The organism is Vibrio algarum, from assembly GCF_028204155.1.
GTDB classification, from domain to species: domain Bacteria; phylum Pseudomonadota; class Gammaproteobacteria; order Enterobacterales; family Vibrionaceae; genus Vibrio; species Vibrio algarum.
The window spans coordinates 1,438,542-1,461,942 of the sequence record NZ_JAQLOI010000003.1 but is presented as its reverse complement, the minus strand read 5'-3'; the positions used below and the strand labels follow the sequence as shown (position 1 = coordinate 1,461,942).

Here is a 23,401-nt window from a genome sequence, read left to right as displayed (position 1 = left end):
TATAAGAAAATAGATTAACCTAACCTTGAAAATAATATTCATTTTTCCGTTGATTTATTGCTCTAATCAAGCAAGATCTTAAATCTAATTAAGCAACTACTAAGAAGTCTTATTTCTGTGCAATTTCTAACTAATATTCGTCAGTTGTGGGTAAATCCAGCCATTAATCATGGCCTACTTATACTCATCACTTTACTCGGTGTCACTATACCTTGTTGGTACTTTGAGCTACAAGAAACTGCCACGCCTTTGATTTTAGGTGTTATTGCTGCAGCTTTAGCAGAATCAGATGACAATTTTAAAGGTAGAATAAAAGCGCAAGTCTTGACCGTACTTTGCTTCGTTATCGCTACATTTTCTATCGAGATTTTATTTGACCATCCTGTTTTATTTGCTATTGGACTTTTTTCATCTTCTATAGGCTTTATAATGGTAGGGGCTATAGGTCCTCGATACGCAAAAATTGCCTTTGGCTCTTTGCTTATCGCTATTTATACAATGTTAGGAGCACATAGCAGTACAAACCTTTGGCTACAACCATTACTTCTTCTCACTGGCGCTATATGGTATTTTTTTAGTTCTACAGTTTGGTATAGCATTGCCCCCTTAAGGCCCGTACAACAAAGTTTAGCTACCGTATTTGAACAGCTTTCCTATTATTTTGACGCTAAGAAAACCCTTTTCCACCCGATTTCTAACCTCACTCCACAACCCTATCGTATTCACGAAGCTAAATTAAACGTGGAAATAGTGGTCGCACTAAACAATTTTAAGCAAATTATACTCTCGCGATCTAACCGAGGAATCGTCGACGGTCCAAGTGATCGCTTCCTTAAGATTTATTTTTTAGCACAAGATATTCACGAAAGAATAAGCTCTAGCCATTATCGATACCAGGACTTAGGGAGCACTTTTATTCATTCAGATATTATGTTCCGATTCAAACATTTAATCGACCTTCAAGCTCGCGCTTGTTCAAAAATTGCGTTTTGTATTAACTCCGGTGTTGTCTACGAACATGGGGAAGATTCAAACCAAGCACTTGAAGAAATTCAGCGTTCAATTAAATACCTAGAAGATCAGAATAATACGAGTTGGAAACCTTTATTAGAACAACTTAACTATCTTTTTAGCAACCTATCCACTATCGAAAAGCTGCTATCTAATATAAGTAACCCTGATGCGATAAATAGAGAAAATGACGATATTCTAGATGATACTGATGCCCATAGCCTTAAGGAGATGTGGCTAAGAGTTAGATCCAACCTTAACCCTTCATCTCTGCTTTTCAGGCACGCTATTCGATTATCAATCGCATTAACACTTGGCTATGGCATCATACAAATGTTCGATATAGAAAGGGGTTATTGGATCTTACTAACCACTCTTTTTGTATGCCAACCAAACTATAGCGCTACGCGCCAAAAGTTAGTCTCCAGAGTGATAGGCACCCTTATTGGGTTATTTGTCGGCGTAATTCTATTGTCGCTCTTTCCTTCCATGCTAAGCCAATTAATTATTATTGTACTTTCTTGCGTTGCTTTTTTCGTCTTTCGTGTCAACAACTACAGCTACGCGACTGCTTTTATTACGATCTTAGTTTTATTCTGTTTTAACCAATTAGGTGAAGGATTCGCGGTCATCATGCCTAGATTAACGGACACTCTAATTGGCTGCCTATTAGCAGTAGGCGCTGTGACGTATATTCTACCCGATTGGCAATCTAGGCGATTACATAACGTGATGGCTGAATCTATTTCAGCTAACAAATTGTATTTAGCACAGATTATTGGGCAATACAGATTAGGCAAACAAAATGATTTAACTTATCGAATAGCGCGCCGACGTGCCCATAATCAGACATCCTTACTTAGTTCCGCAATAACAAATATGTTGGTCGAACCAGGCAAGCATCGCTCTTCTGTTGATGATAGTTTCAGATTTCTTACTTTGAACCACGCCCTTCTCAGCTATATATCCGCCTTAGGAGCTCATAGACAAAGAATTTCCGAACAATCAACACACTTACTCATTCTTGAAGCTCATCGAGAGATCCATGGCCTACTAGAGGCATTGTATGTGCAATTACACAATGATACTCAATCGCAAATCAACGAACAGATTTATAGTGATATAGAGACAAAACTGTCAGCATGGCGTCAAGATGAGGAAGGTTCCGCCAGAATGGTTTTACAACAGCTGCATTTAATCTATCGAATGTTGCCAGAGTTACAATCTTTGGCTAACAAACTTGCTAAGCGTAATCGTAAAGACGCGGTATTAACGTAATACGCGTTTAAGATTTAACATTGAGCTGATGTCTCCTGACATTATTCTTACAAATGGTTTAATTGTTCGTACTATATTATCAGAGGAGTCCTGTAGGGTATTCCGTACAAAAGTTAAATGAAATCTAAAGTGTGTTGAGAGAATAAAATGGGTCAGAAACAATTCGAAGAATTTCAGACAAATGTTGCATTACTGTCTCACGAGCAACTAAAAAAGTTGCACGATGAAATAGAAACCAAACTCGATAACAAACCTGAACCTTTGATCAATGAAGAGGAGCTTGAACTCATCTCTAGCTTGTTCTGCTAAAAATACACTATCCTGTTGCAAGTCTGACTCAATAAACTACCTATTTACATTCAAAAATTTGAAACTAACAACAAACACTATTATTCTTTATCTAGATGCTAAGGATATTGTGATGTCTGTTTCTTCGATCAATTCAGGTTACCAGTTAATACAGCGTTCTAAATTGCTTTCCGAAGAAGCGGCGAGCGAAATAGCTGACGCAAAAAAAATGAATAATCTAGAATTTAACAAAATTGATAACGATGACTTAAGTATCAACAAGGAGAAGCCATCGCCATCTACCCAAGAGTCTCTTAACAAACTCCAACAAGCTAAAACCTATAATCAAGCTGGAGCAAGCTTAATCCAGAGATCTAACGACATTATAGGTACGATTTTAGATACACACATTTAGCAAAACTTAACACTAACCGCACCCACAACACTAACCAATCATTCAGAATTTGAAAATAACCCTACAAAACTCAATCGAATACGTCTAATCTAGAATATGTAAGGACATATACTATTCAAGGAACGTATGAGTACAGCAAATCAAAAAAAGAACAACATTAAGCAATATTTAGAGTTTGGTATGCGTCTTACGGTTACCATAAAATTTGGCCCTAAAGATGAATATAACCTGCAATGTAATTTAATCGGTATAAAAGAAAACCAATTTATGTTGTTGGATATGAGCCAAAAGGCTGTCGAAGACTTAATCACACGTAAGACAAGTAATGTAAGTGCTGTTGTCAGGGGGATTACGGATACTGATCTCGGTCATATCATCGCTTTCAAAACTAAGATAATCACCGTAATATCGCGACCAACTTGGTTAATGTTTGTCCGTCTACCTTATAATTTTGAAAGTAAACCTATTAGAGAGCACAAACGATTTAAGCTTGATATACCAATCACACTTGAGCATAAAGAAACAAAATCTACTGGTACGCTGCGCGATCTTTCTGCTTCAGGTTGCGGTATCTATTTACAAGAAGCTCTCCCTTTGGAAAAAAATTCGATTGTAACCATTAGCCCTAAACTCGAACACTTTCCTAAAGATATCCCTCAGTGCAGCGTAGTTAACTGCCGACGCCAGAATGGTGGGTTATTGATTGGTATTAAGTTTGAAGAAGCTATAGAGATTCAAAATGACCTTAAGTACGAAATACTCGACCTCTCCTTCGAAAGTTGATTCATCGTCTAAAGATCATTAGACAAATCATTTTTTAGTATAATAAACGCCTCACGTAAAGGTTGTTCTTTTATAGGCTTTACTAATACACAGTTCGCACCAGCCTCTAAAAATGCATTTTTGGTGTCTTCATAACCGTCAGCTGTACATGCAATTATTGGTGTTTTCATGTGTAGTTCATTTCTAATAATTTGAGTGGCTTCAATACCATCCATATTAGGCATTTGATTGTCCATCATGATCAGGTCATATTCATTTGTCTTAAGGCATTCGATTGCCGTAACACCATCCTGTACCCATTCGACTATCATTCCATATTTTTTACAAAATGCTTGCGCAATATACGCGTTGGTTTTGTTGTCTTCGACCAAAAGCATAGATAATTGACGGTGGAAAAGCTCTAACGAATTAGTTTTGTCTATTTTAAGGCTTACACGAGGTAATTTACGTCGTTCTTCTACGGGTATATGCAGCGACAGTTTAGTCCCCACATGCTCTTCACTGGTGATTTTTATTGTGCCTTCAAGCATTTCTACTAACAATTTAACTATGGATAGCCCTAAACCACTTCCACCGTACTCTCTTATTGATGTTTTTTCCGATTGTGTAAATGGGTCAAAAATCGTTTCTAAATTTTCTGAGGATATCCCAATACCTGTATCTCTGACTTCAATACACAATACCATGTTACTTATTTTGTTTTGAACAACCGAAAAAGTAACGTCAATCTGTCCATAATGGGTAAATTTTACTGAATTACTCAATAGATTAAATAATATCTGATTAAGGCGAACCTGATCCGACAGTAACGTCGTATTGGTTGGAACTAAATTGTGCACATTAAACGTAATCTTTTTCTCCTCACATAAAGGAGCGTATATGTTTTTTATTGAATTAACTAAGCTAGCCAAAACAAAACTTTTTTCTCAATCTTAAGTTTTCCTTGTTCAATTTTAGAAAAATCAAGTATGTCATTTAATACCGCTAGTAAATGTTCACCACTTTGACGTAAAACGTCGATTTTTTCCGCTTGATCTTGACTGTGTTCACTCTTTTTCAATAACTGCGATATACCCAATATACCGTTCAACGGCGTTCTTATCTCATGACTAATTCGAGCCATAAACTCCGCCCTAGCCGTAGCCGACTTCTCTGCTTCAATTCTCGCTAGATTACTTTGCTCTTCTGCTTCAACAAGAGAAGTAATATCAAGCCCTTGCCCAATAATGGTATGGATTCCGTCATCTAAAGAGATTGGGGAAAGGTTCCAGAGATAAACTGTTTTACTGATCGGTATTTTTATTCCTGTTAACACCGCTCCAGTACTAACCATTTTTATATGAGATAACATGAGATGTTTAAACGTTCTGTAATCTCTTTCAATATGAACACCTTCCACTTGAAATGCTTTTTCTGCAGCTGGATTCATACGTAAAATTTTCCCTTCACCACTCCAAACAATAATTGGTGACAATGCAAAGTTAAATAAATCTTGGAATAGCTTCTCTTTTTCTAAAAGATCGGCAAATGTAAGCTCCAAGGTATGACCAATATGATCAAACTCAGACACTATTGAACCTTCAAACTTCGAGACTTTTCTTTCATCTCCTGCTAGTTGTGTATACGCCATTAACGAAGTCAGTTCACTAGTGATTCGCTTTTGAATTAAAAATCGAGCTAACCCAGCAGTTACCAAAATAGAAAACAATGAAAAAATAAGACTAATTTTAAAGTTATTTTCTAATGACAGAAAATTTTTATTATCTTGCAAGGAATAAACGCTTATTGGACTTTTAACCCCATTAATTTTTAAATCCACAATATTCGCCATCAATTCGCTATTATGAGTAAACGACGGTCGCTTAGAATCCTGAATTCGTATTAACAGTTCTCTATCAAGTTTGACGGTAGAGGCAACCGCCCTATCATTTACCAAGAGCACGATTTCAGTAGTATTACTTGCTATCTTAAGGTTCTCTACCAATGTGAAGTTGTTATTAAGTACTATTGCAATAAATAGTTTTCCTACTACTTCACCTCTTGTATTTTCTATCACTGGTACTCGTCTTATGAGCAGGTATTGGTTTCTAGAATCAGTATCTAAAGCTACGAAATGCCAACTATCGTTATACGCAACACCTTTTACTAGCACTTCTAGATGGCTTCGACCAATGCCAAAGAAAGGCGCATTGCCGTCGTCCCAAAAAAGACCTTCTGGCTTAGAGATAAAACGAAAATCGGGGGTACTTCTTAGGTTCGTCTGATCGATAGATGAAAAGTAATCTTCAATCTCTGACTTAGCTTCAGATTCAATAAAACCTGTCAACGTTACACTTCGAGTATGGCCATTTTGCGTTGACTGCATTGTCCCTAATCGGTAGTCAACTAAATTTTGCAATAGAGATGCGGTTTGGGTGACATTTCTTTCTATTTCTTGGGTGACTGCCGTGGAGCTAAACTGGTAACTGAAACCTAATAACAAAGCAATTAAAAGTGTAAAGACGATAAAAATAAGTCGAGCCGTTAGATTCGCCATTGATCTTGGTTTAGACGGATTCAGTTTGAAAATCATTTATCTGAATACCTAAATGCACGTTTTTTTAAACGATTGATTTTTTCAAGATCATCATGCTTAGTAACGAGTTCAAAACCGCCGGAATATACTGTAGGTACGTCTTTGCCTTCGACATCCCACTTTATCGCTTCAGCCATTGCGATACCTGTATCATCATTCATTCTCATCACTGTCACGTCCATCGCTCCGCTTGAAATAGCATCAAGTTCTGCCGAACCACCACCCCAACCATTAACCTTGATTTGAAGGTTTCCAGTTCTTTGAATAGCGTCAACAGCACCCAAAGCCACATCAGTAGAACAGGCATACAAAAAATCCAAATCTGGTGTCTTTTCTATTGCTGATATTGCGGCGTCATAGCTGCTTTCTTTGCTCGCTTTAGTGTAATACGATGATTGGAGTCTAAAATTTTTCTCAGATGCCATTGCATCAATAAAAGTGTCTCCTCTAGCATCACTAACATAACCTTGGGAGAAATACAGAACTGAATAGTTTGCACCGTTATGAAATGTCTTTTTAAAATAATCTGCCAACATTTGACTTCCTAGCAAGTGGTCGAACCCAGCATAGAGAAACGGTTGTTTTTCTCCCCAGTCTTTTACTGGAGTGGTAATGTTCTGCAAAATTATTTTAACGTCTGAGTTATAGAGAACGTGCTCTATAAACTTTTTATGTCGGCCTGTATCTAAAGTAAAGATTAAATAATCGGTATTTTTTTTAAGGGCGCTATTTAAAAATAGATTCTGATCTCTTGCCTCTGCATTCGGCTTCGTAAATATTTGCTCTAGTGAATACTTAATACCAAGTTCATTTAGACGTCTCTCGAAAGCCAGAATATTTCGTCGCCAATAATCTGATTCTTGTTCTCCCGGATAAAGCACGGATATACGAACAGGTTCTTGTTGTACAAGTTCAAGGGGGACAGGCGGCTTACCGACCGAAACCGTTAAATGCTTGGTCAGTATTTTCTGTTCTGGATAAGCATCAAGAAAATCTGAATAACTCCAATACGGGCTAAGTATTTCAACGGAAAAACCAAAAGAAGAGTAGAGGCATGCCAGTAACGCTAGCTGAGTAAAACTTAACTTCATTTAATCCCCTAGGTTATGATCAATACACAAATCATAATAGAGAATAAGCACTTATACCAATAGATTGAGTCCATATATAAAAAGAAACCACCAACTTTTTCTAGTGATTTCTTTTCATCTACTAAACTTAAGGAAAAATTAGAACGTTAGTGCTAGATTTGCCGATGCCCCAAATTCGTTATCGCCCGCATACGAACCAGCCAAATCTATGTTCACAATATCAAATGGAGATATACCCAGACCCGCTGTAACCATATTATCTAATGTACTTTCCATATCAACCTGATAGCCCGCTCGCAATTGTAACCAGTCCCATGCATTTCCCTCAATTCCGAACCTGATGAACTGTGTGTCATCATCTACATCTGTATAGCGAGTTTGAGTCGTAAGATCAGCGTCTAGAGCTGCAGTAAAAAATCTCGACGTATAAGCTAATCCCAACGTTGCTTGCGGGGTAAGTTCATATCTGTAGTTTAAGCTGGCAGTTTCTATATCCTGCTTAAACAAGTCTTTAACCGCTAGCGCTACTCTCCACTGATTCTGATACCAAACCGCACCTATATCAAGATTAAAGGCCTTTTTATTAATTTCACTTTGATCATAATCGTCTATATCAAAGTCATCGACATTTACAATATCAGAGTAAGTTCTTAGCTCCTGATATTTTGGTGATATACCGAAAGAAAATTGTTGTCCTCCAAGGAATAAGTTTTTAGCAAAAGATACACCATATTCGCTATACCCGAATGCTGCCATGTTTACATTTGAGTTCTGATACCTTGTTGTGGTGTCTTCTGCAGAATCTGATGTATAGGAAGCAACGTCTGTTTCAGCGATTATTTCTACATAACCTCGACCAAAAAAGTTCACAGCAACCACAGAGTTAGGAATTGCGACCGCGACACCAGCTGCTGCTGTAACGGTTAAAGGCTTATTACCTTCCAAATTATCTAAATGAGTATTTAGCTGTTCGATATTTGATTGATTCGGTGACGTTTCAAATTGGTTGATAGTCGCTTGAAGGTCATCTATCTCTTGCATTGTGTCATCACTATCCCTAGCTGTCATACCAATAGCCGGAATCAGCAGCCCAAAGCTATCACCTTCTCGATACATCGCCGTCAATGCAGGGTTATAAAATGGAGCAACTAGATAGTCTGCGCTAGCAACTCCAGTATTACCCATACCATTCCCTCGACTATCAGCAACATGAGTAGCGGCAGATACGGCTCCTGAAATAGTTGCAAAACCAATAGCCAACGCGATTCTGTTTAACTTAATCATAGACATCTCAACTGTATTATTAATTATATTAAAAGCTCATACCATAGGTATCTAATATATATTAACAGTACGAATAGATATTTAAGTGATATTGGTCTAAAAACTTAATTTCAAAAAACCTTCATTTGGGTACGAAGAGACGAGTATCAACAATCAAGGCTTCTTTATCAGCCTTTTTTAATCGTTTTATTTTATACTCTATCTGCATAGCTTCAATTTTATTATTAAGCTCTTGAGACCACTCTAACACCAGAGGTCCTTTTCCTCTTAGCGCTTTTGCACCCTTACCCGTTTGGTGCATTTTGAATCTGCGCTCAAGGTTATTGGTGACTCCGCAATAAAGAGCATTATTGTTATTGCGGATTAAATATACCCACCAACTCGTATTTTTAGGCTTGTCATCTTTATCAGACATTTTTATAAAAATTGCTCTATCATTTCGCGCAGTTCGGCAACTTCCTTTTTAAGCGAATCCAGTTCTTCTTCAAGAAGTTGTATTTTTTCACTATCGCGTTTATCTGTGCCAATGTGATGATTCGCCGTTACCGATGTAAACGCAGTAACATCAACTTTTCCACAAAACTGATGCATGTAGCGCGACTCTCGTTTACCTGGTTCTCTAGGTAATTTAACGACAATAGCCGATTCTGCTTCACCAGCAGACAGCGTATCTAATACTGATTCAGTCTCTTTGACATCTGTGAACTGGCACAATCTGTTAGTACGAGTTCGCAATTCACCGGGTGTTTGCGCTCCTCTTAAAAGAAAGCAACACACAACACCTTTTTCTTGTTGCGTAAATTGCAGGTCGCCAAACTCTGTATTACAAAAACGGTGTCGATATTTTGAAACTCTACTATTAAAAGCACTCTCATCACTTACCATGCGTTTTGATATTAAGTTATCAACAGCGTCTAGTACTTCGCTTTCACTAAGTGCCATCACTGGTTCACGATTACTTTTTTGGTTACATGCGTTTGTTAAACTATTAAGTGTAAGCGGGTATAGATCTGGCGTCGTTGCTTCTTTCTCCAATAGACATCCAATGACTCTCGCTTCGATAGCTGACAATTCGATTTTCATACTCTTTCCTTATTATTCTTTATTTTGAGTAAACTCTATGACAGATTAGCTTCATGTTCTAAAAAATACTGCCTTTAATGTTCGTTTTTAATTAGTTCTTTGATTAAGTTTCCCTTTTGATCGACTAAAATAATGCGAGCTCTATTCAGATCAACATCAATAAGATCCTGTTCTTGTCGTGCTTTCAAGTAAGCACTTTGCAACCGAATTACCTCGTTAGGTTCTGGTGCGCTGTTTGTTTTCTGCATATAGGTTACCGTAAATGTCACAAACTCTCAGTTGATACTTTATTCATTTTATAGTGCCATATTAACCAAATTCAATCCTTACCTCAGTTTACTTTCACCGTGCTAAAAAAACTCTATATTAATGATATGACTGATGTTGAATCCTCTGATATGCTTTAGCAAGTTAACATCATTACTTAAAGGTAGGAAGATACTGCTATGAACAACGTTTTTGAGATTGTGAACCAGGCTCGTCGTAAAAATAAGCTAAAGCGTGAACTTCAAGATAATGAAAAGAAGGTGCGCGACAACACGAAACGTGTAGAACTTCTAGACAACCTTCTAGATTATATCAAGCCTCAAATGTCACCCGATGAAATCGTTCTAATAATTAAAAATATGAAAGCAGATTATGAAGATCGCGTTGACGACCACATTATTAATAGTGCTGAGATTTCTAAAGCTAGACGTGATATTAGTCGACGTATAAGAACGCTGACTGAAGAAGACAAGCAATCTCAGGGTAAAAAATAGCATCGTTCAGATACCCAAAAACCTGCTTCGGCAGGTTTTTTTATTATATTTTTCAATAGATTTAGTAACAAGATCAAAATTTTTTATTGTTAAACGTTTGCGTAATCGCTAACTATCAACAAACCTCTTTTTACGGCTTTTCTCACAATACTCTTACTGATATATTCTGCGCCCAGTTACAAGTAAAACCATTCGAGGCACGGAGCTCCCTCACTTATCTCACGACGAGAAGAATTGGTACCGAATTATCGGCATTCAAATGAGGATTAATAATGGAATTTAATATGATTGAGATTATGGGTTACGTCGCATCCATCATGGTAGCAATATCACTAACAATGAAGGACATCGTTAAACTACGTATCTTAAACTTTGTCGGTTGTACATTTTTCGTAATTTATGGTGTGATGATTAGTGCAATGCCCGTTGTTGCAACCAATGCATTCATAGCTTGTGTAAACGTCTATTTCCTAATCAAGATGTACCAAGAAAAAAATCAAACGACATCGAAGCAATCAAAGCATAGTTCCCCAATAAATTTCACAATGAATCATCTCCAATAAGTTAATTACTGGGATGATTCATTGTGAGTTATTATGCTTTAAAGTTTATTTCAATCAATGACTTACCTATAAGCCACTCTAACTCTTTTTTACTTTCCACACCGTATTTGTTATTTAACGTCTGGTAGAGCTTATCTATACCTGTTGAAACCGGCTTCTCACTGTTTTCTATCGCAACAATATGATGGAAAAGGGTTCTTAAAATAGATATAAATTCAGGCTGGCGTAAAGAATCAATCCAACTTTCAGAAAAATTTTCTAACTTTCCATCTAGTTCTAGGTGCGATTCAAGCATATGATACATTCGGCCATCAAGCTCCGTCATAAAGTCAATTTTTTTGGAAAGTGGTGACTAATACCCGTTCTTGAAATACCTGTTTGTTTACTTAATGTTGTGTATGACATTTTATCGTATCCCAGTTTAAGTAACTGATCAGCGACTGCATCTGAAATTTTTTGAATCGTAATTTTGGTTTCTGCTTTTGTTTTCTTAGGCATATCTAACTCCTATCGCTACATTTTTTGCGCTCATTCATCGGATAAGCGAGACTTAAGGTGATATGGACACTCATACCATTAGATATACATTAAATGCTTTTAATCCGTAGGTGATTGGCATTACACAACTATTGCTATCCAACTTTGCTAACTCTAGCTAACTTGAAAACCATCAAATAAAGTCACTATATTTTTCTGGTTATCTATCAAGTAGCTAATGTAAACTAGAGCGACTTAAAGTAAGAGGAATCGTTATGACTGAATATACAAATGGTATTGATCCAGAAAATGAACTTTGTGAAGCCTGTGGTGTTACTGCTGAAGTAGGTTTTATAATCGGTGAAGGTGATGAAGTCGCTGATGTTTCTATCTTTGGTCAATCCAAACAGCTTTTACAATTAGAGCTCGACAAGTATGTGACACTAGCGAAAGAAATTTGCGCTAATGTACAATATGATACGACCCCAATTCCAGACGGAATCACAGAATTACACGTTAAATTTAAATTTGAAGTCAGCGCAGAAAAACTGATTTTTGAGCTAAAATCTCGCTCAATAAGTCGTTAATCATAAATTATTTACGAGCTAAATTGTTTTGCTTAGCGGGATGCATTAGCTCGTTGTACAACATATCTTCAGTTTTCTAACTTCATGCCGATATCAAGATACACACCTAAAGAACTAATTTATGCAGATTTTAAAAACAACGTTGCTTCTATGTGGCTTGATTTCAACATCCATCTCTTTCGCTCAACCGTTAGATGAATACGAAATACTTAACCATCTGGATAACTACGGTAATCTTTACCTCAGAAATAAGCCGTATACTTCCCTGCCAACTGGCCTCGTTGTTAAAGGTAATTTAAACATATCCAATACAAGCATCGAAAAATTACCACAAGGCTTATCTGTAAATGGTAATTTAGACGCTTCAAATAGTACATTAAAGCAAATTAGACGAGGGACTCAGATTAAGGGGTTCGTTAACCTTCTTGGCTCAGATCTAGAGCGGTGGCCTTCTGGTATCAAAGTCGGTGGCTATATTAATTTTACAGATACAAAACTAAACTCTTTACCACCAAGATTTACCGTCAAAGGGGATCTAAGTGTGATTCGTACGCCTTTGTCGAAATTACCCGATAACATTGTAGTAGAAGGTGACTTATACATAGGGGGTTCTAAAATAACCACGTTTCCTGAAGCAATGACGGTTGGCGGCAATATTTTTTTAGGTGGCAATGTCATTACTTCCTGGCCTAAGAGTCTTAATCTAGGTGGAGCGGTAGCTCGATAATAAAAGCCATTTAGACGCTCAGTGAAAAAGGGAAGTAAAAAGGAGCGTCACGCTCCTTTTTTTAGGCTTTATTACGAACCGGATTTGCATACATATCGATTAGTATTTCTTTAGCACCGTCGGATAACTGACTGAGCTTTTCATCGAAGTCACGTTTAACTTTGTCTGATACTGAATCATCTTCAATGCCTGCGGCATAAAGATTGACTGGATAAAGCTTGTACAACTCATGAATTTGCTTATCGATTTCTATTGCTAGTTCTTCCGGTTTATCAACGTTGTGATCAATGACACGGCCAAAACGAACCGATATTTTTCCTTTGTACCCTACTATTCCTTTAACGATACTTTCAATATCTTCGAATTCGGTTTTTTGATAACTACCATTGTTGAGTTTCTCATCGAGTTCGCGAGCTTTGTCCAAATCACAGGGATCATTTTCGTAAGAAATGGCTACAGGAACGATGTTCAGCGAGTGAATGTATTCATTAAACGCTACTTTTCTCTTTCGACCTTCGACATGAAACATTTTGAGAATGGCTGGTTCAGTCACATCATTACCATCCTTAGCTCGACCTTCTCGTTGTGCAATCCAGATTGAATTCCCTGTTTCTAATGAATGTTTAATATAAGATGAAAGTTGACCAAGTGCTTTCATCAATTCTCTAGGCGCTTTAATTGAACGTTTTACAATAAAGCTTTTATTAAGCTTCATTAATTCAGTTGCACAAGGTTTCTTAAGCAAGTTGTCGCCAATCGCAATCCGGACGGTTTTATGCTTACTATGATGTAAACCATAATTTATAACCGCAGGATCCATAGCTATGTCTCTATGGTTAGAGATGAATAAGTACGGTACATTAGAATCTAAGCTTTCAAGTCCTTCAAAACTAACCCCGTCCGTTGTCTTACGAAGTGTATTAGCTAGGTACTTCTCTATTTCTAGTTGAACATCCTTTACTGTTTTAAGCTTGCCCCATTTAGTTTTAAGCATCACCTTAATAAACGGAGAAAGAAGTGTTTTGAGCCACACAGGCTTAGAGGCAAAACGATGGTTGATAATGGCATTGACAAATTCTTGGTCACAAATCAAACGATCAATCGCGCCACTAATCTCCGAATCATTATATGGTCGGATTTCTTGATAAACATCTTGTTCGGAATTCATATTCTTCTTCATAAATTTAAAATCGCGTTAATTCTACGCACTCTTGGCTTCATATTCAGCAATAGTATTGTCAATTAATCAAGGTCAGACCAGAGTATGTATCTAACGACCTCCTATTTGTTGTGATAGAGCTAACTATATTGGCTTTATCTGAAATAACAGGTAACCTAGCGGCGAATTATTTGAGGTTGCCATGAATTACTCTATTCAATTTGAAAACACTAATCATCATCACATTGCCGTCACTCCAAGAAAGAAAGCATTGAAGCATTCTCTTTTGACCGTAACGCAAGGAGTGGTGCTAATAAAGATCGGTAAAAATGAATTCGCAGTAGAATCTGGTCAATATTTTTGGATACCCGCTGACTGCTTAGTGTCAATCACGTTTCTCGCTCAATCTATAGTTTCCACCGTAACGTTTTCACAAAGGTTATCCGACCCTTTCACTCACTCGGTTGGTTACGTTGAAACGAACGATATAGCGGTAAACGCATTTCATCTGTTAAGTGAAGTACCAAGTAATGACGAATACCATAAAGTATTGCTTGAAGTAGTACGCCACGAGGTTAGAAATATTAAGCCGAAATTAACAACGAACTCGTTAAGTCAGCAATTTAATAGTTGGTTACCCGATAATAACGCAGGATTAAATGCCGAGGTCCATTTATCACTAAAACTTCGCGAAGCAAGAAAGCGACTACTTTCTGGGCAAAAAACAGAACAGGTTGCATCGGAAGTGTTTAATCTATCGACTGAAGAATTTAGGACTTTATACGAATTTGGCTTCGGAGTAACACCACAATAGACAACTCGCTTATTCACTTTATTAGTAAAGTTATTCAGTATAGGTTTTGGGCAAGAAGGTACTTTTCGACGGAGTTTGTAGTCAGATCTTTTATCGGTTTATTGTCTTTGAGGTTTTCCCTTATATAAGTGCTTCTTATATTGACTTTTTCAGGGTAAACAGCAACAGACCAACGAGTCAATATCTTCTCATAATTGCTAAACTTGCTGAAATTAAGAAAATTGTCTGGCCCAACAATAAAAGTCAATTCCGTATCTGGGTACTGTTTTTCAAACTCAGAAAGAACATCAAATGTGGTCACACTTCGGCCGGGCTTGTGGAGTTTTTTTCAACCTTAGAAGATTCTACTTTGTTAGAACCTAGGTCTTTTATAAAAAGATCCACCATCTTACAGCGCAATTCAAAATCCAACATTTTTTTCCCCAAGCATGCGAAATACTTGGAACCAAAATGACTTTATCAAAATGATCGAGTGAGTCGATAATACTCTTATGCCCTAAGCTCGGGGGATTAAAAGCACTCCCAAATATAGCAAATTTAGTTTTGTTCTCTATTTTTAACGTCATAAGACAAATTTTCACTGTTTTTAATTGCACGTTATTAGGTATGATATTACCTGTTGATACATTTTGTAGGAAAAGGAACCCAAATGGAACATCAAATTCGTGAAGAGATGCGCGTATTACCCTCTATCGATCCACAATTCGAAATTAATCGCCGTGTAGAATTTATCAAAACTAAATTGACTGAATCCGGATGTAAGTCATTGGTATTGGGCATAAGTGGTGGAGTCGACTCAACTACCTGTGGGCGATTAGCCCAGCTAGCCGTTGACAGTTTAAACGAAGGTTCTACTCAAGCGGAGTACAAATTTATTGCCGTACGCCTACCTTATGGCGAGCAAAAAGATGAAGATGAAGCCCAACTAGCGCTTTCGTTCATCAAGCCAACACACTCAGTATCTGTGAATATTAAAGCGGGTGTTGATGGTATACATGCCGTTACCGGCGCTGCGCTTATCGACACAGGTATCCTCCCTGTTGATGATGCTAAACATGATTTTGTAAAGGGTAATGTTAAAGCACGTGCACGTATGGTCGTGCAATATGAAATTGCCGGGTATGCTTCAGGGCTCGTAATAGGGACTGACCATTCAGCAGAAAATATTACCGGTTTTTATACGAAATTTGGTGATGGCGCTTGTGATTTAGCACCGTTATTTGGTCTAAGCAAACGTCAAGTTAGAGAGCTGGCAGATACGCTTGGTGCTCCTCAATTGTTGGTTGGAAAAACACCTACAGCCGATTTAGAAGAGCTTTCCCCTCAGAAAGCCGATGAAGATGCCCTACATCTAACCTATGATGAAATTGATGACTTTTTAGAAGGTAAAGAAGTTTCTAAAGATGTAAAAGATAAGATTGTGGCGATATATACAGCCACACAGCATAAACGTGAGCCAATTCCAACAATTTACGATTAAGTTTTACTTAGCCAATTACAGAATATATCGCTCAACGGATTGTGCATTCAGATAGTAAAGCACCTAAATAAAAGTGTTTTTACTATCTGATGACCCTTAAGCAAAAAAATGCTTTAATATCCATCTTAATCAATTGACTCACCAGAATATTCGCCAATAAACATGCAAACTCAAACACCTCAACAACTTAATTCTTTATCTCAACTTAAACCAGGTACTCAAGTAGAGAGCATGGTCACTGGTGATAGGTTTGTCATACTCGCAAACTACGGTTCTCGAGTCATTGCAATAGAAAGCATAACGTTAGTAACAGTGAATGACCACGCCTACAAAGAATGGTTTTGTGCTTCTAGTGATAAACCACTAAACCAACTGAAAGTTGGGGATATCATAACAAATAAACAAACCTACGTTATTACTCACGTATCCGATTACATTCTCCACGCTAATCGTAGCGTAGAGATAACCCACCCCAAAGAATACTTGCTTCTAACCTAACTTGATAATTCAATATCTGATTTCGGGATACTACAACACGCGAGTATCTTACCATTAGCAAGGTCTTCTTTCGTTAGCACGGGTACATTTTCTTGATCAACTACGCCAGATTTAAGGTTCAACATACAAGCTCCACACAAGCCAGCGCGGCAACTATTCGCGATAAATAGACCTTTTTTTCAGCTTGTTGTAAGATTGAAGATTGATTATCGCCATCGAACTCCGTGCCATTTAATTTTAATGTCACCTTTTTAAACTCATTCGCTTCCATATCGAGATTCAATCCAAATGACTCTTCATGATAACTCGATTCAGGGAGTCCCATCTTTAATAGCAGGTTTTTTGCCTTTGTCATAAATGGTTTAGGCCCGCAAACGAACGTTTGCCGAGAGGAGATATTAGGTATGTTTTTAAGATGAGATAGGGTCAATCTCCCTTTCACACCTTCCCATTCTTCATGAGCCTGACTCAATGAAATGATCATTTGAAAACCAGGATATCGATTGTGGAATGCATCGAGTTCATCTCTAAAGGGAATGTCATCTAAAGTACTGCATTGATGGAAGAACACAGTATCGTTTAATTGATTGTTATCCGCTAAATATCTGAGCATAGATATCATTGGTGTCACTCCACTTCCTGCTGATAAGAGCAACAGAGGCTTATCCACTTCATCCTGTAAATGAAAACTACCCGTTGGACACTCTGCTGTAAGCACATCCCCTATCTGTACGTTATCAGATAAATAATTGGAAACCTTCCCACCATCAACACGCTTAACAGATATCGCATAGCGACCCAGCCGAGTTGGACTAGACGAAAGCGTATAATATCGAGCGTACGAAATACCGTTTAGCGTTACATCTATTGGCAAATATTGGCCTGGAAAATAATTCGGTAAAATTCCGTTTGTTGGTTCTAGCCAATAGGTTACAAAATCTTTAGCGACTTCCTCTATTTCAACACAGGTTAATTTCAAGTTTCCAGAAACTGGCACCTCGGACACCCCCTTGTCTTGATATTGATCTTTCTCTTTATATTCTAATACTTCGATAGGGTCGCCAACCTCAATTGTTCCTTCATTTAACGCCACTAAATTTTGCCCAAAATAGACTTCACCATTCTCACAAGACCTGAAGTTTATCAGCGTCTTTAACGGCTCTTTGTTTGCTTTATATTGGCCAGTTTCGGCATCGACAGTAGTAAGAATACAGCGCTGACATGGTTTACGTATTTCAAACACTACCTTACCAATTCTAATCCGCTTCCAACTATCTTCCACGAAGGCTTCATTCCCCGAAACAACGATATTAGGACGAAACTGAGCCATATCATGTTTTTCTGAGCTTCGCTTATTGAGCGCAGCTAGTGACGCCTCACTAATGATTAACAACGGGTAACCATCAGCGAAACTTACGTTATGACCTAATTTATCTCTTACTCGATTTGACTGTTCTCCGGTATATAGTAATTGTACAGGTTTTCCTAAAATCGAGCTAAACCAACGATTTGCAAAGTCAGTTGTAGAAAAAGAAGTAAACTCGTCATCCCAAACTTTAGTTGTTACTTTATCCATGCCAAATTCATTCATAGACAATTTAAACGGCAGTTGTTCATCAAAACTTAGCCACATACCATCTGGCGTTAGATTGGCCTTAACCCTGACAAGCTGTGGATGCGATCGGGCGGTAATCATGACACCATTGTGGTCTGCGATCATAAATCGGCGATCAAACATGATCCCCTGCTTTTCAACCCATGAAGACGATAAACTAATACCTCTAATTGACTTAATCGGATAGACATTAATTTGGGACAAAAGGGATAAAGACGAGTCAGACATCGGGTTTCCTTGCATATTATTTGTCTACATCATTAAAAAATGCGCAAACGTTTACTTTTAATCCATTTACTCATAAAAATTTAATGAAATACAATACTTTTTCTAATATTATCCTGACGCCTAAACTGTTCCTACCTATTATTTCAGGTCAGCATAGGCATTCATAATCACCTGTTATAAAAGTGGAGCAAATTAAGCATGACAAATCTAACCATTACTCGTCCAGACGACTGGCATGTCCACTTACGTGATGGGGTGGTATTAGCTGATACTGTCCGCGATATAAGCCGCTACAATGGCCGCGCAATCATAATGCCAAACACTATTCCACCTATAACAAATACAGATTTAGCATTAGCGTATTATGACCGAATTAAGCAACACACCACATGCGATCATTTCGAACCATTAATGACGTTATATTTAACGGATAAAACAACGCCGAGCGACATTAAAGAAGCAAAGAACTCTGGCAAAATTGTGGCGGCAAAGCTATATCCAGCAGGTGCGACAACAAATTCAGATTCAGGTGTAACTTCTATACCAAACCTTTATCCCGTGTTAGAAGCCATGGAAGAAGTAGGAATGCTATTACTTATTCACGGTGAGGTCACTACAAATGAAGTAGACATTTTTGATAGAGAAAAGGTCTTTTTAGACACCGTGCTTGCGCCTATTGTGGCCAGATTCAATAAACTTAAAATTGTGTGTGAACATATTACAACAGCTGACGCCGTTGAGTTTGTAAAAAACGCTGGCGACAATGTAGCCGCTACAATAACAGCACATCACCTACTGTATAATCGTAATCATATGTTGGTTGGTGGTATACGCCCACACTTATTTTGCTTACCTATCCTGAAACGCAACATCCACCAGCAAGCACTTATCGAAGCTGCGACAAGTGGTAATAAAAAATTCTTTATTGGGACGGATTCAGCACCTCATGCGCAAGACAAAAAAGAAAATAGTTGTGGTTGCGCGGGCTCTTACACCGCTCACGCGGCTTTAGAGCTGTACGCTGAAGTGTTTGAAAAAGAGAACCAATTAGAAAATTTAGCGTCATTTACCAGCCACAATGGACCAGATTTTTATGAATTGCCTCGAAATAGTGACAGCGTCACGCTAATCAAAGAGACTTGGAAAGTTGATAAGAGCATGCCATTTGGGCCTGATCATGTTGTTCCTATTCGCGCTGATGAAGAGATTTTCTGGAAAGTTAAATAGCAACGTTTAACCTATTTGTAATAAATGCCGTTTGTACAAAAAATATCGGTCGATTAAGTTACTTAAAACTTATCGGCCTAACGTTGCCTAAAAATGACATAAAATGCGTCATCTCCACGAAATTTAAGGTCTAAATCCAACTAGGTTTTCGTTTTAACTATAGTGATGGGGGAATTAAGTACGAAACCAACGCAACAGCTTAGGTGACATAGTCTAAAGATAACCATCACACACTAAATTAACCTATTTTTATACTGCTCAGGGGTTTCTCCTGCGTATTTTTTAAACATAGCAATAAATGGACTTGCCTGCTGATAACCAAGTGTCAGAGCAACCTCTTTGACTGACATACCAGATTTAAGCAACGTCATAGAGTGCAGATATTTTGATCTAATTCGCCATTCTGTAAAACTCATCCCCAACTCAATTTGGCAATATCGTGCTAGTGTCCGCTCTGTAGTATGTACCCTACTCGCCCATATTTTGAGTGATGCCGAATCCGTTGGATCTCGTTCCAAAGCGGCTAGTATAGGTTGCAACATCTTGTGGTGACTATTTGGCAAAAAATGGTTTTGTTCTTTACTGATATATAGCTGATCTAATAAAACGTTAACTAGTCGTTTGTCAGGCGTTGTTTTCGCTACGTTGACAGACCGCTTTCTAAAATCTTCAATGATCGCGGTAACTATGGGCGTCACGCTGACTAAACACGTATGTGCTGGCATAGAACTGGATTTATCCGAATCTATATTGATTGAGCAGTAAGTTAAAGGTCGGCGATTAAACGTATAATGCACAGCCCTTGCGGGAACCCAAACCGCTAGGTGGGGAGGTGCGATGAAGCGAGTCTCTTCGGCTATGATTTCTAATGACCCACCAGTAACAACCTGTAGCTGACCCCATTCGTGAGCATGCAATCTTGTCTCTGTGTTTTCTCTAAATGCATCGAAGTTCATGAAAACATCAGACGGGGCTTCGTTTATCGTCAAAGATGGGTGGATATAAGGAGAGTTTTTCAAAAGCAATTGCTGATTAAAGTAAACAGTTCTTCATCATCCACTGCCAATTGGTAGAAATCAAGCTTAGCTGAAAAAATAGCCCGACATAAGTTCCATCGAATAAAATACACCGCATAATAAAGTCAGGTATATTCTCGTTTCGTTTACAATTACATCATCATCACAATTTAACTGGACCTTTTGCGCATCTACTCTATCAACGAACTCTACTGCCACCATTTATATTGTGTTTCCACCAATGCCGACTATAGTGCCAGTCCACCTTAGTGAACTATCAGTAGCCATGAACTCTGCAACCACAGCAAAAAATCCATCTTGGAATAACGACCCTCTTTAGACATAATTCCACATGAAGAATTCCATTTAATAATTAAAAATCAGTTGCAAAATCTAGAGCTATAACTAGAGCGTGGTAATTGCCAGTAGGAATCAATCAGATAATTGGCAAATACCCAATATATTCAACATAGGACAGTCAAATGAAACAAATAACATTAATCGCTACCTCAATTACAGCGTTGGTTTCAGGTTCATCTTTTGCAGCAACGGTATATCAAAGTGATGATACTGAACTGATGATTGGCGGACGTGCCGAAGCACGCTTTAATATTTCAGATAATAATAAGTCTTCGTCGACAAGTTCATTTAATGATATTTCACGTGCCCGTGTGAACGTTGTAGGCAAAACAAAAATTACTGAATCGTTAGACGGTTTTGGTAAATATGAAGCTGAATTTAATACTAGCGATTCAAGCACGATCAATAATCGTTACGTTTTTGCGGGTGTTAGTTCAAAAGCTGGTGATTTTTCGTACGGCAAGCAAGACTCAGCTCAAGTAATGCTTACCGATATCACAGATACAATGGCGACCTTTGGAGCAGATGCGGCTGACCTAACAGACGGTAACAAAGACAAACGTGACGCTAACTTTTTATACGCCGGACAATTTGGAGACGTAGTTGTAAAGGCAAACTACCTTGCGGCTCAAAAATCCGATGACAGCGATCAGAGTATAGGTGTCGCTGCTCTTTATTCTTTTGACTCCTATGATGTTGGAGCAGGTTTCGTTTCTACCGATGATGACCGTCAGTTTAACCTAGCGGGTAACGTAAAGATTTCTGATTTTACATTCGGTGCTTTTTTAGCCTTTGGTAAAGCCTCTGACGATGATGCTACGGCATTTGAATTATCAGCCAAATACACATTCGGTAAGGCTGATTTTATCGCGGTTTATAATAAGAGTGATTACGATGCCTCCTCTAAAAAATCGGATGAAGCAGAGAACATCGCCATTGAGGGGGTATATAAATTCACTACGAATCTGCGCACTTACGCTGGGTACAAATTTGAACAAATCGACAGTCTAGACAACCAATTCCAAGCCGGTATTCGTTACGATTTCTAATACAAATTACATTGGTAAAAGACCAAAAGGCCAAAAGGCCAAAAGGCCAAAAGGCCAAACAACAGTTTGGCCTTTCTCTGTCTATCGAGATCTAAAATAAATCTTATCGAAATTTTTTCCCTATTTCTTCTTTCTTATCTAACAAGCACCTTAATTACGGAAATCTAGAATATGACGCAACCGATTAAAATAACTTTATATCGTTGGGGCGGAAAATGGGGGCCTTTTAGTGTCAAAATACCCTGCGGAGAATGTACCTTAACCAAAGATATACTTAGTGACACCTTTAAAAATGAACTAAAAGGCGTACCTATAGAACTGGAAGTAAAAGATTGGTTATCTCACTGGTGGGAACCACTTCAATTCGGCGCATGGCATGCACCTATAATTGTTGTAGAAAATAAAGTTATTAGTCAGGGGGAAGCACTAAACCGAGGTGTACTCGTTCAATCCGTCATTGACCAATGGAGTAAACGAGATGACCTAAAAGGAAATATCGTTTTTGGTAAGGACTCTTGCCCTTTTTGCGTTAAGGCCAAACAGATGCTCGACGATGCTAACATCGACTATGAATATTTCGATGTTGTAAAAGACAGTTCTGCACTATACCGAATGATCCCTGAAGTAAAAGCCGTCATTGGTAAGAAAACTCCAGTTACCGTACCTCAAATTTGGCTGCACAGTAAGTATGTCGGTGGTTCTGACAACTTAGAACCATTATTGAAAAATGACTAAACTTATTTCTCTAGATACATTTTTAATTTCTATAAATAAAGAACAAAAAAATGCCCCTGAGCATGAGGGGCAGTTTTTATTTAATAAGTTTTTTTACTAGCGCCTTTACGCGAGATTTTCTTTTTGGTGTTGTTGGCTTGCCGTAGATTGCCTCTTCTACCATTTGCTTAGCTATGATTTGGCTTAAGTATGCAGCACCTAGATCATGTCCCATATTGTTTTCCTACCTTGATTAAATGTAATTAACTTTCTTTATATTGTGATTATAATCACATAAATGGCCCAATACAAGATGCA

At 38.0% G+C, this 23,401-nt stretch carries 23 protein-coding genes and 4 pseudogenes; 14 read left to right on the top strand and 13 right to left on the bottom strand.

The genetic code is table 11. From position 1 onward, the window contains the following. Window positions 1–117 precede the first annotated feature (117 nt). The 4 genes from yccS to PGX00_RS21925 all read left to right on the top strand — a co-directional run bounded on the left by yccS (window position 118) and on the right by PGX00_RS21925 (window position 3,775). Window positions 118–2,289 carry a YccS family putative transporter gene (yccS, locus tag PGX00_RS21940; protein ID WP_407702407.1) on the top strand — a complete coding sequence of 724 codons (2,172 nt, stop codon included), beginning with the start codon at window positions 118–120 and terminating at the stop codon, window positions 2,287–2,289. 147 nt (window positions 2,290–2,436) lie between these two features. After that, complete coding sequence (locus tag PGX00_RS21935) at window positions 2,437–2,598, top strand: hypothetical protein (RefSeq protein ID WP_272140578.1); 162 nt, start codon at window positions 2,437–2,439, stop codon at window positions 2,596–2,598. 112 nt (window positions 2,599–2,710) lie between these two features. After that, window positions 2,711–2,992: a hypothetical protein gene (locus PGX00_RS21930; protein WP_272140576.1), complete on the top strand. Its 282-nt coding sequence runs from the start codon at window positions 2,711–2,713 to the stop codon at window positions 2,990–2,992. 126 nt (window positions 2,993–3,118) lie between these two features. Then, complete coding sequence (locus tag PGX00_RS21925) at window positions 3,119–3,775, top strand: PilZ domain-containing protein (protein WP_272140574.1); 657 nt, start codon at window positions 3,119–3,121, stop codon at window positions 3,773–3,775. A gap of 8 nt (window positions 3,776–3,783) precedes the next feature. On the opposite strand, the gene PGX00_RS21920 is transcribed toward PGX00_RS21925, so the two are convergent. The 7 genes and pseudogenes from PGX00_RS21920 to PGX00_RS21890 form a co-directional block, all read right to left on the bottom strand. Further along, entirely contained in the window at window positions 3,784–4,614 is an 831-nt protein-coding gene (locus PGX00_RS21920; protein WP_272140572.1) for an ATP-binding protein, read from the bottom strand. 59 nt (window positions 4,615–4,673) lie between these two features. After that, window positions 4,674–6,347, bottom strand: a complete 1,674-nt coding sequence (locus tag PGX00_RS21915; RefSeq protein ID WP_272140570.1) for a LuxQ periplasmic sensor domain-containing protein — start codon at window positions 6,345–6,347, stop codon at window positions 4,674–4,676. Then, on the bottom strand, window positions 6,344–7,441 hold the full coding sequence (locus PGX00_RS21910; RefSeq protein WP_272140568.1) for an autoinducer 2-binding periplasmic protein LuxP: 1,098 nt from the start codon (window positions 7,439–7,441) through the stop codon (window positions 6,344–6,346). Before PGX00_RS21910 ends, PGX00_RS21915 begins: the two co-directional genes overlap by 4 nt. 138 nt (window positions 7,442–7,579) lie before the next feature. Next, entirely contained in the window at window positions 7,580–8,725 is a 1,146-nt protein-coding gene (locus PGX00_RS21905; protein ID WP_407702406.1) for a conjugal transfer protein TraF, read from the bottom strand. A gap of 121 nt (window positions 8,726–8,846) precedes the next feature. Continuing rightward, window positions 8,847–9,140, bottom strand: a complete 294-nt coding sequence (locus tag PGX00_RS21900) for a GIY-YIG nuclease family protein (RefSeq protein WP_272140564.1) — start codon at window positions 9,138–9,140, stop codon at window positions 8,847–8,849. A gap of 133 nt (window positions 9,141–9,273) precedes the next feature. Beyond that, window positions 9,274–9,808, bottom strand: a pseudogene (locus PGX00_RS21895) (YceH family protein); the annotation flags it as partial. 74 nt (window positions 9,809–9,882) lie between these two features. Beyond that, window positions 9,883–10,056, bottom strand: a complete 174-nt coding sequence (locus PGX00_RS21890; protein WP_272140560.1) for a hypothetical protein — start codon at window positions 10,054–10,056, stop codon at window positions 9,883–9,885. A 198-nt stretch (window positions 10,057–10,254) separates the two neighbouring features. Between PGX00_RS21890 and PGX00_RS21885 the strand changes: the two genes are divergently transcribed. Both PGX00_RS21885 and PGX00_RS21880 read left to right on the top strand, forming a co-directional pair. Then, on the top strand, window positions 10,255–10,569 hold the full coding sequence (locus PGX00_RS21885; protein ID WP_272140558.1) for a DUF496 family protein: 315 nt from the start codon (window positions 10,255–10,257) through the stop codon (window positions 10,567–10,569). Window positions 10,570–10,841: 272 nt separating this feature from the next. Next, window positions 10,842–11,132 carry a YgjV family protein gene (locus PGX00_RS21880; RefSeq protein ID WP_272140557.1) on the top strand — a complete coding sequence of 97 codons (291 nt, stop codon included), beginning with the start codon at window positions 10,842–10,844 and terminating at the stop codon, window positions 11,130–11,132. Between the two features lie 31 nt (window positions 11,133–11,163). On the opposite strand, the pseudogene PGX00_RS21875 reads toward PGX00_RS21880, so the two are convergent. Beyond that, window positions 11,164–11,630, bottom strand: a pseudogene (locus PGX00_RS21875) (TetR/AcrR family transcriptional regulator). A 254-nt stretch (window positions 11,631–11,884) separates the two neighbouring features. Between PGX00_RS21875 and PGX00_RS21870 the strand changes: the two are divergent. Beyond that, window positions 11,885–12,196, top strand: a complete 312-nt coding sequence (locus PGX00_RS21870; RefSeq protein WP_272140555.1) for a DUF406 family protein — start codon at window positions 11,885–11,887, stop codon at window positions 12,194–12,196. A 121-nt stretch (window positions 12,197–12,317) separates the two neighbouring features. Next, window positions 12,318–12,923 carry a hypothetical protein gene (locus tag PGX00_RS21865; protein WP_272140553.1) on the top strand — a complete coding sequence of 202 codons (606 nt, stop codon included), beginning with the start codon at window positions 12,318–12,320 and terminating at the stop codon, window positions 12,921–12,923. A gap of 61 nt (window positions 12,924–12,984) precedes the next feature. Here PGX00_RS21865 and PGX00_RS21860 read toward each other — a convergent pair whose 3' ends face one another. Then, window positions 12,985–14,091, bottom strand: coding sequence for a 1-acyl-sn-glycerol-3-phosphate acyltransferase (locus PGX00_RS21860; protein ID WP_272140550.1), 1,107 nt, complete (start codon window positions 14,089–14,091; stop codon window positions 12,985–12,987). 193 nt (window positions 14,092–14,284) lie between these two features. Here PGX00_RS21860 and PGX00_RS21855 point away from each other — a divergent pair, with 193 nt between their 5' ends. Beyond that, on the top strand, window positions 14,285–14,896 hold the full coding sequence (locus tag PGX00_RS21855) for an AraC family transcriptional regulator (protein WP_272140548.1): 612 nt from the start codon (window positions 14,285–14,287) through the stop codon (window positions 14,894–14,896). A gap of 34 nt (window positions 14,897–14,930) precedes the next feature. On the opposite strand, the pseudogene PGX00_RS21850 reads toward PGX00_RS21855, so the two are convergent. Continuing rightward, window positions 14,931–15,462, bottom strand: a pseudogene (locus tag PGX00_RS21850) (nicotinate-nicotinamide nucleotide adenylyltransferase). Between the two features lie 83 nt (window positions 15,463–15,545). On the opposite strand from PGX00_RS21850, the gene nadE reads away from it, so the two are divergent. After that, window positions 15,546–16,376, top strand: coding sequence for an ammonia-dependent NAD(+) synthetase (nadE, locus tag PGX00_RS21845; RefSeq protein WP_272140546.1), 831 nt, complete (start codon window positions 15,546–15,548; stop codon window positions 16,374–16,376). Window positions 16,377–16,538: 162 nt separating this feature from the next. Next, window positions 16,539–16,874: a hypothetical protein gene (locus tag PGX00_RS21840; RefSeq protein ID WP_272140544.1), complete on the top strand. Its 336-nt coding sequence runs from the start codon at window positions 16,539–16,541 to the stop codon at window positions 16,872–16,874. Here the strand turns inward: PGX00_RS21840 and PGX00_RS21835 are convergent. Beyond that, window positions 16,871–18,717 (bottom strand): annotated as a pseudogene (locus PGX00_RS21835) (MOSC N-terminal beta barrel domain-containing protein). The gene PGX00_RS21840 and the pseudogene PGX00_RS21835 sit on opposite strands and share 4 nt — an antisense overlap. A 198-nt stretch (window positions 18,718–18,915) precedes the next feature. Here PGX00_RS21835 and pyrC point away from each other — a divergent pair. Then, complete coding sequence (pyrC, locus tag PGX00_RS21830; protein ID WP_272140542.1) at window positions 18,916–19,944, top strand: dihydroorotase; 1,029 nt, start codon at window positions 18,916–18,918, stop codon at window positions 19,942–19,944. Window positions 19,945–20,177: 233 nt separating this feature from the next. Here pyrC and PGX00_RS21825 read toward each other — a convergent pair whose 3' ends face one another. Next, window positions 20,178–20,963 (bottom strand): AraC family transcriptional regulator, encoded by a 786-nt coding sequence (locus PGX00_RS21825; protein WP_272140540.1) that lies wholly within the window; start codon window positions 20,961–20,963, stop codon window positions 20,178–20,180. Window positions 20,964–21,442: 479 nt separating this feature from the next. Here PGX00_RS21825 and PGX00_RS21820 point away from each other — a divergent pair, with 479 nt between their 5' ends. Continuing rightward, window positions 21,443–22,369 (top strand): porin, encoded by a 927-nt coding sequence (locus PGX00_RS21820; protein WP_272140538.1) that lies wholly within the window; start codon window positions 21,443–21,445, stop codon window positions 22,367–22,369. 171 nt (window positions 22,370–22,540) lie between these two features. Then, window positions 22,541–23,104, top strand: a complete 564-nt coding sequence (locus PGX00_RS21815) for a glutaredoxin family protein (RefSeq protein WP_272140536.1) — start codon at window positions 22,541–22,543, stop codon at window positions 23,102–23,104. A gap of 76 nt (window positions 23,105–23,180) precedes the next feature. Here the strand turns inward: PGX00_RS21815 and PGX00_RS21810 are convergent, their stop codons facing one another. After that, window positions 23,181–23,318: a hypothetical protein gene (locus PGX00_RS21810; protein ID WP_272140534.1), complete on the bottom strand. Its 138-nt coding sequence runs from the start codon at window positions 23,316–23,318 to the stop codon at window positions 23,181–23,183. Window positions 23,319–23,401 lie beyond the last annotated feature (83 nt).

Bases quoted from the DNA above. Each gene is read 5' to 3' on its own strand.
- PGX00_RS21915 (WP_272140570.1), bottom strand. From the start codon at position 6,347: ATGATTTTCAAACTGAATCCGTCTAAACCAAGATCAATGGCGAATCTA.
- PGX00_RS21880 (WP_272140557.1), top strand. From the start codon at position 10,842: ATGGAATTTAATATGATTGAGATTATGGGTTACGTCGCATCCATCATG.
- PGX00_RS21865 (WP_272140553.1), top strand. From the start codon at position 12,318: ATGCAGATTTTAAAAACAACGTTGCTTCTATGTGGCTTGATTTCAACA.
- PGX00_RS21860 (WP_272140550.1), bottom strand. From the start codon at position 14,091: ATGAATTCCGAACAAGATGTTTATCAAGAAATCCGACCATATAATGAT.
- PGX00_RS21810 (WP_272140534.1), bottom strand. From the start codon at position 23,318: ATGGGACATGATCTAGGTGCTGCATACTTAAGCCAAATCATAGCTAAG.
- PGX00_RS21815 (WP_272140536.1), top strand. From the start codon at position 22,541: ATGACGCAACCGATTAAAATAACTTTATATCGTTGGGGCGGAAAATGG.
- PGX00_RS21925 (WP_272140574.1), top strand. From the start codon at position 3,119: ATGAGTACAGCAAATCAAAAAAAGAACAACATTAAGCAATATTTAGAG.
- PGX00_RS21935 (WP_272140578.1), top strand. From the start codon at position 2,437: ATGGGTCAGAAACAATTCGAAGAATTTCAGACAAATGTTGCATTACTG.
- pyrC (WP_272140542.1), top strand. From the start codon at position 18,916: ATGACAAATCTAACCATTACTCGTCCAGACGACTGGCATGTCCACTTA.
- PGX00_RS21900 (WP_272140564.1), bottom strand. From the start codon at position 9,140: ATGTCTGATAAAGATGACAAGCCTAAAAATACGAGTTGGTGGGTATAT.
- PGX00_RS21870 (WP_272140555.1), top strand. From the start codon at position 11,885: ATGACTGAATATACAAATGGTATTGATCCAGAAAATGAACTTTGTGAA.
- PGX00_RS21890 (WP_272140560.1), bottom strand. From the start codon at position 10,056: ATGCAGAAAACAAACAGCGCACCAGAACCTAACGAGGTAATTCGGTTG.
- PGX00_RS21910 (WP_272140568.1), bottom strand. From the start codon at position 7,441: ATGAAGTTAAGTTTTACTCAGCTAGCGTTACTGGCATGCCTCTACTCT.
- PGX00_RS21885 (WP_272140558.1), top strand. From the start codon at position 10,255: ATGAACAACGTTTTTGAGATTGTGAACCAGGCTCGTCGTAAAAATAAG.
- PGX00_RS21905 (WP_407702406.1), bottom strand. From the start codon at position 8,725: ATGATTAAGTTAAACAGAATCGCGTTGGCTATTGGTTTTGCAACTATT.
- PGX00_RS21820 (WP_272140538.1), top strand. From the start codon at position 21,443: ATGAAACAAATAACATTAATCGCTACCTCAATTACAGCGTTGGTTTCA.
- PGX00_RS21855 (WP_272140548.1), top strand. From the start codon at position 14,285: ATGAATTACTCTATTCAATTTGAAAACACTAATCATCATCACATTGCC.
- PGX00_RS21840 (WP_272140544.1), top strand. From the start codon at position 16,539: ATGCAAACTCAAACACCTCAACAACTTAATTCTTTATCTCAACTTAAA.
- PGX00_RS21930 (WP_272140576.1), top strand. From the start codon at position 2,711: ATGTCTGTTTCTTCGATCAATTCAGGTTACCAGTTAATACAGCGTTCT.
- nadE (WP_272140546.1), top strand. From the start codon at position 15,546: ATGGAACATCAAATTCGTGAAGAGATGCGCGTATTACCCTCTATCGAT.